Source organism: Devosia sp. Root413D1 (genome assembly GCF_001425235.1).
Lineage (GTDB): Bacteria > Pseudomonadota > Alphaproteobacteria > Rhizobiales > Devosiaceae > Devosia_A.
Genome location: NZ_LMEA01000007.1, coordinates 183937 through 198031 on the forward strand (window position 1 = coordinate 183937; position 14095 = coordinate 198031).

18 protein-coding genes are annotated in these 14095 nt (G+C 65.8%); 12 read left to right on the top strand and 6 right to left on the bottom strand.

The genetic code is table 11. The features are described 5' to 3' along the window. Nucleotides 1-9 precede the first annotated feature (9 nt). The 9 genes from ASC89_RS05700 to ASC89_RS05740 are packed head-to-tail and all read left to right on the top strand — an operon-like array spanning nt 10 to nt 7147. On the top strand, nt 10-804 hold the full coding sequence (locus ASC89_RS05700; RefSeq protein WP_055995667.1) for a thymidylate synthase: 795 nt from the start codon (nt 10-12) through the stop codon (nt 802-804). Beyond that, nucleotides 801-1829 carry a DUF4424 domain-containing protein gene (locus tag ASC89_RS05705; RefSeq protein ID WP_055995670.1) on the top strand — a complete coding sequence of 343 codons (1029 nt, stop codon included), beginning with the start codon at nt 801-803 and terminating at the stop codon, nt 1827-1829. The genes ASC89_RS05700 and ASC89_RS05705 overlap by 4 nt, the downstream gene beginning before the upstream one ends. Continuing rightward, on the top strand, nt 1829-2155 hold the full coding sequence (locus tag ASC89_RS05710) for a MazG nucleotide pyrophosphohydrolase domain-containing protein (RefSeq protein ID WP_055995673.1): 327 nt from the start codon (nt 1829-1831) through the stop codon (nt 2153-2155). The genes ASC89_RS05705 and ASC89_RS05710 overlap by 1 nt, the downstream gene beginning before the upstream one ends. Continuing rightward, nucleotides 2152-2631: a GNAT family N-acetyltransferase gene (locus tag ASC89_RS05715; RefSeq protein ID WP_055995676.1), complete on the top strand. Its 480-nt coding sequence runs from the start codon at nt 2152-2154 to the stop codon at nt 2629-2631. Before ASC89_RS05710 ends, ASC89_RS05715 begins: the two co-directional genes overlap by 4 nt. 14 nt (nt 2632-2645) lie before the next feature. Then, nucleotides 2646-3152 carry a dihydrofolate reductase gene (locus ASC89_RS05720; protein ID WP_244488419.1) on the top strand — a complete coding sequence of 169 codons (507 nt, stop codon included), beginning with the start codon at nt 2646-2648 and terminating at the stop codon, nt 3150-3152. Between the two features lie 60 nt (nt 3153-3212). Then, a complete protein-coding gene (gene hflK / locus ASC89_RS05725; protein ID WP_055878497.1) occupies nt 3213-4334 on the top strand; it encodes an FtsH protease activity modulator HflK in 1122 nt (373 codons plus the stop codon). Between the two features lie 3 nt (nt 4335-4337). Then, nucleotides 4338-5420: a protease modulator HflC gene (locus ASC89_RS05730; RefSeq protein WP_055995682.1), complete on the top strand. Its 1083-nt coding sequence runs from the start codon at nt 4338-4340 to the stop codon at nt 5418-5420. Further along, complete coding sequence (locus ASC89_RS05735) at nt 5421-5606, top strand: DUF2065 domain-containing protein (RefSeq protein ID WP_055878493.1); 186 nt, start codon at nt 5421-5423, stop codon at nt 5604-5606. It abuts the gene before it with no gap. Nucleotides 5607-5650: 44 nt separating this feature from the next. Further along, nucleotides 5651-7147, top strand: coding sequence for a Do family serine endopeptidase (locus ASC89_RS05740; RefSeq protein ID WP_055878490.1), 1497 nt, complete (start codon nt 5651-5653; stop codon nt 7145-7147). Here ASC89_RS05740 and ASC89_RS05745 read toward each other — a convergent pair. The 3 genes from ASC89_RS05745 to serB are packed head-to-tail and all read right to left on the bottom strand — an operon-like array spanning nt 7125 to nt 9099. Then, nucleotides 7125-7676: a GNAT family N-acetyltransferase gene (locus tag ASC89_RS05745; protein WP_055995685.1), complete on the bottom strand. Its 552-nt coding sequence runs from the start codon at nt 7674-7676 to the stop codon at nt 7125-7127. The genes ASC89_RS05740 and ASC89_RS05745 overlap by 23 nt on opposite strands. Continuing rightward, on the bottom strand, nt 7673-8230 hold the full coding sequence (locus ASC89_RS05750; RefSeq protein WP_055995688.1) for a GNAT family N-acetyltransferase: 558 nt from the start codon (nt 8228-8230) through the stop codon (nt 7673-7675). The genes ASC89_RS05745 and ASC89_RS05750 overlap by 4 nt, the downstream gene beginning before the upstream one ends. Further along, nucleotides 8227-9099 carry a phosphoserine phosphatase SerB gene (gene serB / locus ASC89_RS05755; RefSeq protein ID WP_055995691.1) on the bottom strand — a complete coding sequence of 291 codons (873 nt, stop codon included), beginning with the start codon at nt 9097-9099 and terminating at the stop codon, nt 8227-8229. Before serB ends, ASC89_RS05750 begins: the two co-directional genes overlap by 4 nt. Nucleotides 9100-9123: 24 nt before the next feature. Here serB and miaA point away from each other — a divergent pair, with 24 nt between their 5' ends. Continuing rightward, nucleotides 9124-10005: a tRNA (adenosine(37)-N6)-dimethylallyltransferase MiaA gene (gene miaA / locus ASC89_RS05760; RefSeq protein ID WP_055995695.1), complete on the top strand. Its 882-nt coding sequence runs from the start codon at nt 9124-9126 to the stop codon at nt 10003-10005. 21 nt (nt 10006-10026) lie between these two features. On the opposite strand, the gene ASC89_RS05765 is transcribed toward miaA, so the two are convergent. Further along, nucleotides 10027-10503, bottom strand: coding sequence for a YbaK/EbsC family protein (locus ASC89_RS05765; protein ID WP_055995698.1), 477 nt, complete (start codon nt 10501-10503; stop codon nt 10027-10029). A 12-nt stretch (nt 10504-10515) separates the two neighbouring features. Further along, nucleotides 10516-11937 (bottom strand): MATE family efflux transporter, encoded by a 1422-nt coding sequence (locus ASC89_RS05770; protein WP_055995701.1) that lies wholly within the window; start codon nt 11935-11937, stop codon nt 10516-10518. 130 nt (nt 11938-12067) lie between these two features. On the opposite strand from ASC89_RS05770, the gene ASC89_RS05775 reads away from it, so the two are divergent. After that, the gene (locus tag ASC89_RS05775; protein ID WP_055995704.1) at nt 12068-12352 is read left to right on the top strand and encodes a hypothetical protein; all 285 of its coding nucleotides are present in this window, start codon (nt 12068-12070) and stop codon (nt 12350-12352) included. 52 nt (nt 12353-12404) lie between these two features. Here the strand turns inward: ASC89_RS05775 and ASC89_RS05780 are convergent, their stop codons facing one another. Further along, the gene (locus ASC89_RS05780; protein ID WP_055995707.1) at nt 12405-13571 is read right to left on the bottom strand and encodes a VCBS repeat-containing protein; all 1167 of its coding nucleotides are present in this window, start codon (nt 13569-13571) and stop codon (nt 12405-12407) included. A 140-nt stretch (nt 13572-13711) separates the two neighbouring features. Here ASC89_RS05780 and ASC89_RS05785 point away from each other — a divergent pair, with 140 nt between their 5' ends. After that, a complete protein-coding gene (locus ASC89_RS05785) occupies nt 13712-14059 on the top strand; it encodes a hypothetical protein (protein ID WP_055878473.1) in 348 nt (115 codons plus the stop codon). Nucleotides 14060-14095 lie beyond the last annotated feature (36 nt).

Genomic DNA, 14095 nt, shown 5'->3' on the forward strand with positions numbered 1-14095 from the left:
GCTGAGCGGATGCGCCCATACCTAGACCTTCTCCGCGACGTCCTCGACAACGGCACCGATCGGCCCGATCGCACCGGCACCGGCACCCGCTCGGTGTTCGGCCGGCAGACGCGCTTCGACCTCGGCAAGGGTTTTCCGCTGCTGACCACCAAGAAGCTGCACATCAAGTCGATTGTCTACGAACTGCTCTGGTTCCTGCGCGGCGAGACCAATGTGCGCTGGCTGCAGGAGCGCGGCGTCAAAATCTGGGACGAATGGGCCGATGCGAACGGCGATCTCGGGCCGGTCTATGGCTCGCAGTGGCGCAGCTGGCCGGATGGCGACGGCGGCACCATCGATCAGATCGCCAATGTCGTGAAGTCGATCACCACCAAACCCGACTCGCGCCGCCATATCGTCACCGCCTGGAACCCGGCTGAGGTCGACGACATGGCGCTGCCGCCGTGCCACTGCCTGTTCCAGTTCTACGTCGCCGACGGCAAGCTCAGTTGCCAACTCTATCAGCGCTCTGCCGACCTTTTTCTGGGCGTGCCGTTCAACATCGCGTCCTACGCATTGCTGACTGAAATGATGGCGCAGGTGACCGGGCTGAAGCCCGGCGAGTTCGTCCATTCGTTCGGCGACCTCCACCTCTACCACAACCATTTCGACCAGGCCCGGCTGCAGCTCAGCCGCGATCCGCGGCCGCTGCCGCGGCTGACCATCAACCCCGACAAGCGCGATATCTTCGATTTCGAGTTCGAGGATTTCATGATCACCGGCTATGATGCACACCCCTCCATCAAGGCCGAGATCGCCGTATGAGGATCCTGTCGATCGCCTGCATGCTCGCCGCCCTTGCCGCGGCGCCGACGCTTGCCAACGACACCATGTCGACGCTGGGCGCCGGCGGATTAGTGTTCGTCCAGACCGACGATGTGAAGATGCTGAGCGAGGACCTCTACGTCTCGCCCGAGCAGGTCCGGGTGAAGTACGAGTTCCGCAACGAGGGGGCTGAGGATACCGACGCGCTGGTGGCCTTCCCGATGCCCGACATCACCGGCGACGGGGATTTCATGGTGGCGATCCCCACCGAGGACCCCGAGAACATCTTCGGCTTCCAGACGCTGGTGAACGGCGAGCCGGTTTCGGCCGAGCTGCACCAGTATGTGTTCGCCACTAATATCGACTACACGCAGTACCTCACCGACCTCGGCCTGCCGCTGACGCCCTATGGCGATGCGACCGTGAAGGCGATCAATGCCCTCGACGAGGCGACCAAGCAAGAGTTGCTGCACCGCGCCCTGGTGATCCCGATGGAGTTCGACCAGGGGCAGGGCATGCATACCGAATACTGGCCGGTATGGACGCTGCGCTCGACCTATAGCTGGGAAGCGCATTTCCCGGCCGGCGAGACCGTGACGGTCGAGCACCAGTATAAGCCGAGCGTCGGCGGCACCGTGGCCGTGACCTTCCTGTCGCCGCCTTACGAGGGCTATGATCCAGCGGTCGAGTACAAGCGCAAGTACTGCACCGACAACAGCTTCATCAACACCGTCAAAAAGACCCTGCCGAACCCCGACGAACCCTATGGCGCGCCGTTCACCGAGAGCTGGGTCAGCTACATCTGGTCGACCGGCGCCAACTGGGCCGGTCCGGTCGGCAAGTTCCACCTGACCATCGACAAGGTGCTGCCGCAGAACCTCGTGTCGTTCTGCTGGGATGGCGAGGTCAAGAAGACCGGCCCGACGACCTTCGAGATGGAGGCCAAGGACTGGTGGCCGCCTTACAACCGGGAGCTCGAGGTGCTGATCCTCAACCGGCAGAACCCCGAACCCAACGTCGGCTGATGGCGACGATCACCGAACTGACCGAGCGGGTGGAGCAGGTTTCCGCCATCTATGCCGAGCGCTGCGACATCCGCCGCGATGCCGATTGGTATGCGCTGAAGCTGCAGGAAGAGGCCGGGGAACTGGTCGCCGAGCATCTGCGCAGTACCGGCCGTGGCCGTGCCGGCGAGCGCTCGGCAGCGGCCATCCGAACGGCGCTGGAGGACGAGGCGGCCGATCTCCTGGCCCAGGTGCTGCTGTTCTGCCGGCACAACCAGATCGACGTCGAGGCCGCTCTCGAGCGCAAGTGGTTCGCCCATCTCAAGCGTCTGGACACCGCCCGATGAGCATCGTGATCCGCAGCGCGGCGCCCGATGATGCCGCGCTGATCATCCGCTTCATCGCGGCGCTGGCCGAATACGAGAAGCTGTCGCATGAGGCCAGGGCCACCGAGGCCGACATCCTGCGCGACCTGTTCGGCGCCGAGCCCAAGGTGTTCTGCGAGATTGCCGAGTGGGCGGGCAAGCCCGTCGGCTTCACGCTCTGGTTCTACACCTACTCGACCTTCCAGGGACGCCACGGCATCTGGCTCGAGGATCTGTTCGTCGACCCCGAGGCGCGCGGGCTGGGTGTCGGCAAGGCCTTGCTGGTCAACCTGGCGCAGCGCTGCGTGCGCGAGGGGCTCGGCCGGTTCGAGTGGTGGGTGCTCGACTGGAACGAGCCATCGATCCAGTTCTACAAATCGCAGGGTGGCGTCATGCAGGACGAGTGGACCAAGGTTCGCGTCGATGGTGATGCGCTGGCGCGGCTCGGTGCGCCATGAGCGTCCCGGTGGCAATGATCGCAGCGATCGGCGAGAACGGCATCATCGGCTCGGATGGCGCGATCCCCTGGCGTTTGCCGACCGATTTCGCCCATTTCAAGCGCACCACGATGGGCAAGCCCTTGATCATGGGCCGCAAGACCTTCGAGAGCATCGGCAAACCGCTGCCCGGCCGCACCAACATCGTGGTGACGCGACAACAGGGCTACCAGCCGGACGGTGTACTGGTGTTCCACAGTCTTGCCGAGGCCCTCGACCACGCACGGCAGATCGCTGCTGCCGATGGCGTTGACGAAGTCATGATCGGTGGCGGTGGCGAAATCTATCGTGAGGCCATGCCGTTGGCGGAGCGACTTTACGTCACACATGTGGTGGCCTCACCCTCTGGCGATGCTCGCTTTCCATTGATCGATCCCAAGCAATGGGAAGTAGAAGCCGAGCCTGAACTGTTGCGCACCGAACGCGATAGCGCCGACTTCACGGTAAAAGTCTATCGTCGGCGTGAACCCGCTGCACGTTGATCGCAGGGGAGCGCTTGCCTATATAGGGCGGCAATCGATAATCCGGCTGAAAGGTGGCGTATGCCCTGGGACAACAATACGGGCGGGGGAGGCCGCAACTCCAACAACGGCGGCCCCTGGGGTCAGACGCCGGGTGGTGGGGGTAGCGGTGGTGGCGGCGGTGGCCGCCGGGGCGGCGGTACGCCCAACCTCGAAGAACTTCTGTCCCGCGGTCGCGACCGTTTTCAGGGTGGGATCCCAGGTGGGCGCTGGACCATCATTGGCGTCGTCCTGGCGCTCGGCGCGTTCTGGGTGGCCAACTCGGTGTTCACCGTCCAGGAACAGGAATGGGCGGTAAAGCTCCGCTTCGGCCAGCCGCTGGAAAGCGTTCCGGCCGGCCTGCATTTCGCGCTGTGGCCGATCGAGACCGTCGAACGGGCGCCGCGTACGGAAAACCGCACCGAGATCGGCTCTGTCGGCTCGACGCGCACGCAGTCTGACGAAGGGCTGATGCTCTCGGGCGACCAGAACATCGTCGACGTGAAGTTCTCGGTGCTGTGGTCGGTGACCGACCCGGTAGCCTACCTGTTCAACGTCCGCGATCCGGACGACATGGTGCGCTCGATCGGCGAAAGCGCGATGCGCGAAATCGTCGGCCGCCGTCCGGCACAGGACGTGTTCCGCGACGATCGCGCCGGCATCCAGAACGACGTGCGCGGTATCGTGCAGTCGATCGTGCAGAGCTACAGCATGGGCGTGACGGTGTCGCAGATCGCCATCGAGCAGGCGGCCCCGCCGACTGAAGTGGCCGACGCCTTCAACGAAGTACAGCGTGCCGAACAGGACGAAGACCGTTTCCAGGAAGAAGCGCGGCAATACGCCAACACGCTTCTGGGTGACGCTCGAGGTCAGGCCGCACAGGTCCGCGAAGATGCGGCCGCCTACAAGAACCGTGTCGTGCAGGAAGCAGAAGGTGAGGCGGCTCGCTTCCTCTCCATCTACGCCGAGTACGCCAAGGCCCCCGAAGTGACGCGCAAGCGTCTGTTCCTCGAAACCATGGAGCAGGTGCTGGGCGGTTCGGAGAAGGTGCTCGTCGACAAGAGCGCCGGATCGGGCGTTGTGCCCTACCTGCCGCTGCCGGAGATCCGGCCGAACTCGACACTCAACACCACGCCCGTCCCCGCCGACGCGACGCCGAGGTAAGCCATGAACAGACTTGTTATTCTCGGCATAGCCGTCGTCGCTCTGCTGTACATTTTCGTGTCGTCGATCTTCGTGGTCAACGAGCGCGAACAGGCCATCGTCATGCGCTTCGGCCAGATCACCGACGTGAAGACGGATCCGGGTCTCTATTTCAAGATCCCGACCAACTTCGTCGACACGGTGCAGATCATCGAGGACCGGCTGCTGCGCTACGACGCCGCCAACATGACGGTGCAGGTGTCGGACGGTAAGTTCTACATCGTCGACGCCTACCTCACCTACCGCATCGCCGACCCGCGGCTATTCCGCTCCCGCGCGCAGGGCGAACTGCGCGTGGTGGAGGATCGTGTGTCGACCCGTTTCGACGCGGCGCTCCGCCAGGTCTATGGTCGTCGCGCCTTCACCGAGGCGCTGTCCGAGCAGCGCCCGGAGATGATGCGCGAGGCGCGCGATCTGATCCGCCCGGACATGGCCCAACTGGGCATCGAGGTGGTTGATGTGCGCATCATCCGCACCGACCTCGATCCGAGCGTTTCGGCTGAAACCTTCAACCGTATGAAGGCCGAGCGTCTGGCCGAAGCCGCGTTGCTCCGCGCCCGTGGTCAGGAAGCGGCGCAGACGGCGCGCGCCATCGCCGATCGTCAGGCGGTCGAGGTTCTCTCGGCTGCCCGCCGTGACGCGGAAATCCTGCGAGGCGAGGGCGATGCCGAGCGCTCGCAGATCTTCGCCGATGCCTATAACCGCGACACCGACTTCTTCGACTTCTACCGTTCGATGCAGTCGTATCGCGCGGCGCTCGGGCCGAACGGCACCACCATGGTGCTGTCGCCGGACTCGGAGTTCTTCCGGTTCTTCCAGAACCAGAACCCCGACAACGTAACGCCGCCGCCGGAGGCCGCGACGACGCCGATCCCGGCGACGCCGCTGGTCGAAGAGCCGCCCGTGGACTCGCCGATCCTCAGCCAGCCTGCCGCCGACGCGGTCACCGCCCCTGCCGAGGCTGCACCGACGGAAGCTGCACCGGCGGAGACCACTCCGGCAACGCCGGCTTCGGCCGAACCTGCACCGGCCGCGCCGGCGCAGTAAATGCTCGAGCTCTTCTCGGCACTGGCCCTCGTGCTGGTCCTGGAAGGGCTCGTCTATGCCGCGTTCCCCGAACAGATGAAGAAGCTGCTGGCGTCGATCCAATCGACGCCAGCTTCAACCATTCGTGCGGCTGCGCTGGCTTGCGCCGGGGTCGGACTTGTTCTCTTGTGGCTGCTTCGGGGCTGACTGCGACATGCGCAGCCGCGGCTGAGTCGTTGCAGGAGAAGTGAATGCGTGCTGCCGGTCGGGTTTTGCGGTCTCTGGCCGTCGCGGGAGTGCTGGCCCTGGCGGCGCAGGCGGCGCCGGTGGCGGCGAGGGGCCCGGAATCGGTCGCAGCGCTCGCCGAGCAACTCTCTCCCGCGGTGGTGAACATCGGCACCTCACGGCGTGTGCCGGGCGGTGGCGGCGTGCCGTTCCCCGATCTGCCGGATGGCTCGCCGCTCGAAGAGCTGTTCGACGAGCACAACCCGAATAATGGGCTGGGCGAGGAGCAGATGCAGGAGGCGCGCAGCCTTGGCTCCGGCTTCATCATCTCCGCCGACGGCATCGTCGTCACCAACAACCACGTCATCGAGGGCGCCGAGGAAATCGAGGTCTACCTGACCGACGGCACCCGCCTGCCGGCGACCATTGTCGGCAAGGACGACAAGACCGACCTCGCGGTGCTGAAGGTCGATGCCGGCCATGCGCTGCCCTTCGTCGAGTTCGGCGATAGCGACGGCGCAGTGGTCGGCGACTGGGTGATGGCGATCGGCAACCCATTTGGCCTTGGCGGCTCGGTAACGCTGGGTATCGTCTCCGCCCGTAACCGCGACATCCAGTCCGGCCCCTATGACCAGTTCATCCAGACCGACGCAGCGATCAACCAGGGCAACTCCGGTGGTCCGTTGTTCGACATGGACGGTAAGGTGGTCGGCATCAACACCGCCATCATTGCCCGTGGCGGCTCGTCATTGGGGATCGGCTTTGCCGTGCCGGTGAACCTGGCGCGGCCGGTGATCGACCAGCTCGCCGAGTTCGGCGAAACCCGCCGCGGCTGGCTCGGCGTCGGTATCCAGGAAGTCAGCGAGGACATCGCCAGCAGCCTTGGCCTCAAGAGCACCGCCGGGGCGCTGGTGATCGACGTCACCAAAGGCGGCCCATCCGAGGGGCAGGTGGTCGAGGGCGACATCATCCTCGAGTTCGACAGCAAGCCGATTGCCCGCATGCGCGACCTGCCGCGTGTCGTCGCCGAGACGGAAGTCGGTAAGGCCGTGCCGGTGAAGATCCTGCGCGACGGCGCCGAGCAGACGCTCAGCATCACTTTGGGCCGCCTTGAACTCGGCGAGCAGTTGATCGCCAAGAACAATACACCGGCAACGCCGACGCCGGAGGCTGCGCCGGCGCCGGAGCCGACCGCCACCGAGGAGGAGACGCCGCCGCTGGGGTTACCCGACCTCGTTGGCTTCGACGTGGCGCTGCTCGACGAGGGCAAGCGTGCGGAGTTCGGCATTGCGCCGGAGGAGGACGGTATCGTCGTCACCAGCGTGAAGAGCGGCAGCGACGCCGATCAGAAGGGTTTCATCCCGGGCCTCTTGGTCACCGAGGTGAACCAGAAGGAGATCGGCACCATCGATGAACTGAGCGAACTGGTGGGGCAGGCCAAGGAGGCTGGCCGTCCGGCGGTGCTGTTCAAGGTGATCGACCCCACCGGCACCAGCCGGTTCATCGCAGTTCGGTTGGGCTAGAGTTCCAGCCGATACAGCAGTGCGGCCGGAGCGGGTTGCCCTCCGGCACGGTGATGTCGTCGAAAAGCTCGGCTGGGTCACGCCGCATCCCGAGCTTTTCCATCAGCCGTCGCGACGGGGTGTTGATCTCGGAGGTGTAGCCGATCACCTGCAAGGCGGGCAACCGGCCGGGAGCCCAGGCAAGGCAGGCGGTCGCCGCCTCGAACGCGTAGCCCTGGCCCCAATACTGCTGCCCGAAGATCCAACCGATCTCGACCTGGCGGCCGCCGGGAATCTCCTCGTCGGTCCAGGAGAAGCCGATGCCGCCGATCAGCGCATGGTCGGCCTGCCGCTCAACCGCCACGAAGCCGAACCCTTGCTCATCCACCGCTTGCTCACAGGCCACGATGACCGCATCGGACTCGCTGCGGCTCTGGATCGACGGCCAGTAGTAGCGGCGGACTTCGGGATCGGCGTTGATGGCAGCCCATGCTTCGTGATCTGCCCGCTGCCACGGTCTCAGCAGCAGACGGTCCGTCTCGATCCTCACGCGTCGAGAGCCGGATTGGCGATCCGGTACACCACGTGCGACCGCAGCGGGTGACCTGGCGCAAGCCTCGGGTGCTCGAAGTCGGCGTCCGCATCGCGCATCATGCCGATCTTCTTCATGACGCGCTGGCTGGGCAGGTTGCCAACAAAGGTGAAGGCGACGACCTCCGCCAGCTGGAGCGTCTCGAAGCCATAGGTGAGCCAGGCTCGGGCGCCCTCCGGGGCAAGGCCCTGGCCCCAGAATGCCTTGTCGAACTGCCAGCCGATCTCGACCGCCGGCTGGCCACGAATGGCGGCGCGCGTTTCCTCGGGAATGTAACCAAGGCCGACGAGGCCGACGAACTGGCCGGTCGACCTGAGCTCGGCCGCGCCGAAATGAAAGCCCATGGCGGCCTGCTTCTCGATCGAGAACTCCAGCTGCGCCCTGGTCTGCTCCGGCGTCGCCACCGTGGGATAGAAGCGGCGGACTTCAGCATCGCCGAGGACTGCCGCCAGCGAAGCGTGATCGCGGCTTTCCCAGGACCTGAGAACGAGTCGCTCCGTCTCCAGCCTCACCTGACGATGTCCTCATCGGTATAGCCCTGCAGGTAGAGTAGGGCCGTGAGGTCGCCATGGTCGATGCGGATGCCCGCCTCGGCCGCGACATGCGGCTTGGCATGGAGCGCCACGCCGAAGCCGGCGGCCTTGATCATGTCGAGATCATTGGCGCCATCGCCCACCGCCATCGTCGCGCTCATCGGCAGGTTGCGCTCGGCAGCCAGCGCCTCGAGGCGGTGCAGCTTGGTCGATTTGTCGACGATCGGGCTCTTGACCGTACCGGTCAGCCGCTCGCCATCGAACTCCAGCACATTGGCGATCGTCTCGTCGAAGCCGATGCGCTTGCCGAAATAGTCGGCAAAGAAGGTGAAGCCGCCCGAAACCAGCGAAGTATAGGCGCCATAGGCCTTCATGGTGTGGATCAGGGCGCGGCCGCCCGGTGCGAGGGTAATACGCTCACGCCGAATCTCCTCGATGGCGGTGCGTTCCAACCCCTTGATCAGCGCCACCCGGGTACGCAGCGCCTGCTCGAAATCCAGCTCGCCATTCATGGCGCGCTCGGTGATTGCGGCCACCTCGGCCTTGATGCCAACGGCGTCGGCGAGCTCGTCGATACATTCCTGCTCGATCATGGTGGAATCCATGTCGGCGACCAGCACCTGCTTGCGGCGACCTTCCGCCGGGACCAGCGCTACGTCGACTGGCCGGTTGCCGATGACGGCGCGGGCTGCGGCGACCGGATCGGCAGCCTTGGGCGCCTCGATGTCACAGGCGATGCGCTGGTGCAGCCAGTTGATCTCACCCCTGGTCTCGTGCTGGATCGCCGCGACCAGCGCCGAGTCAATTGCAGGGTCAGCCGGATTGGCGATGAGGCAGAGAACCATCATGTGCGTGAGAAAGGCCTGAAAAGGATGGGCAAGGGCCCGGAAAGGCGAGCGGTGTTGATAGCGGGTCCGACTGCCAGCGGCAAGTCGGCGCTGGCGCTCGACCTGGCGCGCCAGCAGGGCGGGGTGATCGTCAACACCGACGCGTTGCAGGTCTATGACGTGCTGCAGCTGCTGACCGCCCGTCCATCCGAAATCGAAATGGCCGGTGTGCCGCACCGGCTCTACGGCACGGTGCATCCATCCGTGCGCTTTTCGACCGGCGAATGGGCCCGCGCGGCGGCCGTGGTGATCGAAACAGAGGCCGATCGGCCGCTGATCTTCGTCGGTGGGACGGGCCTCTACTTCGATGTGCTCACCACCGGCTTTGCCGACGTCCCCGAGGTGCCGGCGGCGGCACTGGCGGCTGCCGAGGCCGAGGTCGAGGGGCTGGACCGCGAGGGCCGCGGCCAGCTGATTGCGGCGCGCGATCCCCTCGTTGCGAGCCGCCTCAGGGCGCCGGACCCGCAGCGGGTGATCCGGGCGCTCGCCGTGCTGAATGCCACCGGCCGCTCGCTCGCCAGCTATCAGGACGCAGCGCAGCAGGGGCTGCTCGAGGGGTTCGCGCTGGAGCGCCTGGTGCTCAACCCCGACCGCGAAGTGCTGCGCCAGCGCATCGCCCGCCGCTTCGAGACCATGTTCTCAGGCGGTGCGGTGGAGGAGGTTGAGGCGCTGCTGGCGCTGGCGCTCGACCCCAGCCTGCCGGCGATGAAGGCGATCGGCGTGCCGGAAATCACGGCGATGCTGGCGGGGGAGCTCGAAGAGAATAAGGCCATCGAGCGCGCCGTCATCGCCACCCGGCAATACGCCAAGCGCCAGCGCACCTGGTTCCGCAACCGCATGGCCGACTGGAACTGGATTGTTTCTTAGACCGCCTCAGCAAACGTTGTGTCAGGTAACGTCGATGCGCGTCGCGCCGGTGGTGCGCTCGAGGTCGGCAGCGGTGATCTCGAACACCGAGCGCGGGTCGCCGGCCGCCGCCCAGACCGTGCCGTAATTGTAGAGCGCGTCATCGAGATAGGTGGTCAGCGGCAGAGGATGCCCATAGGGCGAGACGCCGCCGATCGAGAAGCCGGTGTGGAGCTTGACGAAATTCGCATCCGGCCGCTCCAGCACCTCGCCGATGCGCTGTCCGGCGCGCTTCTCATGCACCCGGTTGCTGCCCGAGACCAGCAGCAGGTACGGCTTGCCGCTGTCCTTGCCCTTGAACAGCAGCGACTTGACGATCCGTCCGACCTCGACGCCGAGCGCATCCGCCGCCATCTGGGCGGTGGTTGCCAGTTGCTCGAGCACGATCACCTGTGCCGGCAGGGCGTGGCTGGCAAGGGCGTCGGCGACGCGCTGTTCGGCGGCTTTTAGCGGGGGCATTGGGCGAGGATCCTAAGCAGGTACGACGAGCTTCTTCATCAGGCCCAGCCGCCCGCGCAAGGCGAAGCGGCTGACCAGCAATGTCGCCACGAACGCCAGGCCGGTGGCAAGGCCCAGCCAGACGCCGACACCGCGCATGTCGAAGACAAAGCCGAGCACGTAGGCGGTCGGCAGGCCGACGAACCAGTAGCCGAATATGGCCAGCAGCATCGGGGTGCGGGTGTCGGAGAGGCCACGCAGCGAATGGGCCGCGACCACCTGCGCGCCATCGACCAGCTGGAAGATGCCGGCAATGCCGAGATAGGTGGCGGCGAGCATCAGCGCGCTCGCATTGGCGGGGTCGGAGCTGTCGAGGAAGATGGTGACCAGCGCATGCGGCACGGCGAGGAAGAGCGCCGCGGTCAGCGCCATGAACCCCGTGCCCATGACGATAGCCGTCCAGCCGGCAAGGCGCACGCCCTCGCTGTCGCCGCGGCCGTAAGCGAGGCCGACGCGCACTGTGGCGGCCATGCCAAGGCCGAGCGGCACCATGAACGCGGTCGAGGCCAGTTGCAGCGCCACGGCGTGGGCGGCGGTCTCGTTGGTGCCGAGCCGGCCCATCAGGATAGCGGCAACCGAGAACAGCCCGACTTCGGCTGCGACGGTCAGCCCGATCGGCAGCCCGACCTTGAGGATTTCACGGAAGCGCGGCCAGTCCGGCTTGAAGAACCGCACCAGAATATGGAAGCGCTTCAGCTTCCGGTGCGTCACCACATAGCCGAGCAGGGCAAGGAACATCACCACGTTGACGAGGCCGGTGGCGATGGCGGCGCCGCGCAGTTCGAGGCGCGGGAAGCCGAAATGGCCGAAGATCAGCGTGTAGGCGAGCAAGCCGTTGACCAACACGCCGATGACCGTGACGACGAGGATCACCCGCGTCGCGGCGAAGGCCGAGAGGAACGAGCGCACCACCATGATGCCGAGCGCCGGGTAGAGCATCCAGAAGCCGGCAAACATGTAGCTCTCGGCCAGCGCCGTGATCTCCGGGTCCTGGCCGATGGCGAGGTAGATCGGGCGGATGTTGAGGACGATCGGCACCAGCAGCGTGGCAACAAGGATCGCCACCCAGAAGCCCTGGCGGACGATGCGGCGCACTGCCTTGGTATCACCGCGGCCACGCGCCTGTGCCACCAGCGGCGCGACGGCGCCGACGATGCCGATGCCGGTCAACTGGAACGGCATGAGGAAGGCGCCGGCCAGCGTGCCGGCCGCAAGATATTTCGGGCCGAGCCAGCCCATCAGCACCACGTCGGTGGTGAACAGCAGGTTCTGCGCCAGCTGCGCGACGATCAACGGCCAGGCCAGCGCAAAGCTTGCGCGAAGCTCTGTTGCCCAGCCATTGGACGGCGTTGAAGCATCGGTGCCGGATACCGGCACCGTTGTCGGCTCATTCATAATGGTAATCCCAATCGCGTGGGACCCTTACCTCAGCCAACGATTTGCCTCAAGTTCGTGCGGAACCTATCGGGAGCCCGTGCATTGTCGTGCAGGGCTCGCGTCTTAACAAACCTCCCGGAGGGTATTCATGCGTAAAGTTCTATCCATTGCCGTCGTTCTGGCCGGGGCGTTGACGCTCGCGGCCTGCTCGACCACCGAGAAGACGGCCAGTACCGGCGCAATTGCCGGCGCCGTGATCGGCGGCGTGACGACCGGTACTGTCGGCGGTGCGCTGGTTGGCGCCACGGTTGGCGGCATCAGTGGTGCCGTGGCCGGCGAGCTCATCGGCCGCTATCGCGACGATCCGTCCAAGTGCGTCTGGGAAGACCGCAACGGTCGCCGTTATCTCGCTCCGTGCTCGCCGAACGGCTGACACGTGACGAGCGACTAGAACAATGGCCCGACGGGAAACCGTCGGGCCATTTTCATTTGAGCCCGATCAGCAGCCGGTCCGCTCCGCCCCGGCTGGCGACGAACAGATCGGCCCGGCCATCGCCGTTGAAATCGGCAAGCTCGATATCGAAAGCGTTGGCGCCGGCAATGGGCGGCACAACATCCGGCGCGGCGGTGAAATGGCCGGCACCATCGTTGGCGAAAGCCAGCAGCGGAAAGTCCGAGCGCTTTGCCATGAGGTCACCCATTCGGCCGCGGATCAGGTCCACGTCCCCATCGCGGTCGTAGTCGATGAAGGCGACCGCCGTGGTCAGTTCGTCATCGGGCTCGAGATGCGTGGCGGTCACGTCGGTGAAGCGACCGTGGCCGTCATTGAGCAGCAGTCGATCCTGCTGGTCGCGGTCGGCGTTGAAGATGCGGACATTGGCGAAATAGAGGTCGAGGTCGCCGTCGCCATCCACATCGCTCAGATCGGCGTCCCGCGTCTCCTCGGGCGTCGCTCGCAACGGCAGCGGCGCATCGGCGAAATGGCCGGCGCCGTCGTTCAGGTAGAGCCGATTCTGCTCCTCGTTGCCGAAAACCAGGTCGGCGTCACCGTCGCCATCGACGTCGCCGACCGCAATATCCTGGCTGATGTCGCCATACTGGGGCAGGCGGGCTGCGCTCTCGTCAACGAACCTGCCGGCGCCATCGTTGATCCAGACGAAATCCGGACCGGCGTTGGCGGTGACGAGATCGGCATCGGCGTCGCCGTCGATATCCACGGCGACCACCGTGTTGGAAGTGGCGCGGTCGGGCAGTCGGTCCGATACATCGGTGAAGCCGGCGGCGCCGTCGTTGAGGTGATAGCCCACCACCTGATCGTCCTCGCCGATGAACACCAGGTCGGGGTCGCCATCCCCGTCATAGTCGGCGATGGCGACGTCCTCGTGGTCGCCGCTGGGGCCGGTGAGTGGGGACGCGCTGAACCGCCCGGCGCCGTCATTGAGCAGCACCCGGTTGGTACCGAGCTCAATGGCGATGGTGAGGTCCGCATCGCCGTCGCCATCAAGGTCGGCGGCGGTCGCCCCCATTGCGTTGGGTGAACCGCTCTTGGGCGGCAGCGCCTCTGCCGACACCTCGATGAAATAGGGCGTGGCGGTGTCCGGCGAGCAGAGGCCGAAGCTGATGGCGGCGATCAGGGCGCAGAGCTGATCCATTGGCCGACGCTATTGGCTGAGGCGTCCCGGGACAAGCGTCTGTCGCCGTGGGGCCGGTTGTGCTAAGGTCGGCTCGAGGCTCAGGCCGGAGTGATACCGGCGTCGCGTTCGTGGCGCCGGACTCGTACCCCAGGACCACAGTGAATACCTTCAAGAGCATCGCCGTGCCGGTGACGCGTCGGCTTGGTGCCGGCAAGGCCAAACCGCGCGCCGGTGCGTCGGGGGTCGATCGTCATTCCGACAGGCCGGCCGCCGAGTTCCATCGTCAGCCGGCGCAGCCCATCACACCGAATGCGGTGCACCGCTTCCATGTCGGGCAACGATTGACCATGGCGCGCGGCTCGCGCGACATCGCGCGGTCGGCGGCGGTTTGCCAGGTGGTGGCGCTGCTGCCGCACGAAAGCGGCCCGTTGCTCTACCGCGTGCGCAGCGAACTCGAGAGCTTTGAGCGCGTGGTCGACGAGGTCGATCTGGCGCCATACCGGTAATCGTCGCGGTCGGCCTTGATTAAGGCGCAATGGTGG

Excerpts from the sequence above, each read along its gene's own strand:
- ASC89_RS05700 (WP_055995667.1), top strand. The coding sequence starts at position 10 with ATGCGCCCATACCTAGACCTTCTCCGCGACGTCCTCGACAACGGCACC.
- ASC89_RS05705 (WP_055995670.1), top strand. The coding sequence starts at position 801 with ATGAGGATCCTGTCGATCGCCTGCATGCTCGCCGCCCTTGCCGCGGCG.
- ASC89_RS05710 (WP_055995673.1), top strand. The coding sequence starts at position 1,829 with ATGGCGACGATCACCGAACTGACCGAGCGGGTGGAGCAGGTTTCCGCC.
- ASC89_RS05715 (WP_055995676.1), top strand. The coding sequence starts at position 2,152 with ATGAGCATCGTGATCCGCAGCGCGGCGCCCGATGATGCCGCGCTGATC.
- ASC89_RS05720 (WP_244488419.1), top strand. The coding sequence starts at position 2,646 with ATGATCGCAGCGATCGGCGAGAACGGCATCATCGGCTCGGATGGCGCG.
- hflK (WP_055878497.1), top strand. The coding sequence starts at position 3,213 with ATGCCCTGGGACAACAATACGGGCGGGGGAGGCCGCAACTCCAACAAC.
- ASC89_RS05730 (WP_055995682.1), top strand. The coding sequence starts at position 4,338 with ATGAACAGACTTGTTATTCTCGGCATAGCCGTCGTCGCTCTGCTGTAC.
- ASC89_RS05735 (WP_055878493.1), top strand. The coding sequence starts at position 5,421 with ATGCTCGAGCTCTTCTCGGCACTGGCCCTCGTGCTGGTCCTGGAAGGG.
- ASC89_RS05740 (WP_055878490.1), top strand. The coding sequence starts at position 5,651 with ATGCGTGCTGCCGGTCGGGTTTTGCGGTCTCTGGCCGTCGCGGGAGTG.
- serB (WP_055995691.1), bottom strand. The coding sequence starts at position 9,099 with ATGATGGTTCTCTGCCTCATCGCCAATCCGGCTGACCCTGCAATTGAC.
- miaA (WP_055995695.1), top strand. The coding sequence starts at position 9,124 with ATGGGCAAGGGCCCGGAAAGGCGAGCGGTGTTGATAGCGGGTCCGACT.
- ASC89_RS05765 (WP_055995698.1), bottom strand. The coding sequence starts at position 10,503 with ATGCCCCCGCTAAAAGCCGCCGAACAGCGCGTCGCCGACGCCCTTGCC.
- ASC89_RS05770 (WP_055995701.1), bottom strand. The coding sequence starts at position 11,937 with ATGAATGAGCCGACAACGGTGCCGGTATCCGGCACCGATGCTTCAACG.
- ASC89_RS05775 (WP_055995704.1), top strand. The coding sequence starts at position 12,068 with ATGCGTAAAGTTCTATCCATTGCCGTCGTTCTGGCCGGGGCGTTGACG.
- ASC89_RS05780 (WP_055995707.1), bottom strand. The coding sequence starts at position 13,571 with ATGGATCAGCTCTGCGCCCTGATCGCCGCCATCAGCTTCGGCCTCTGC.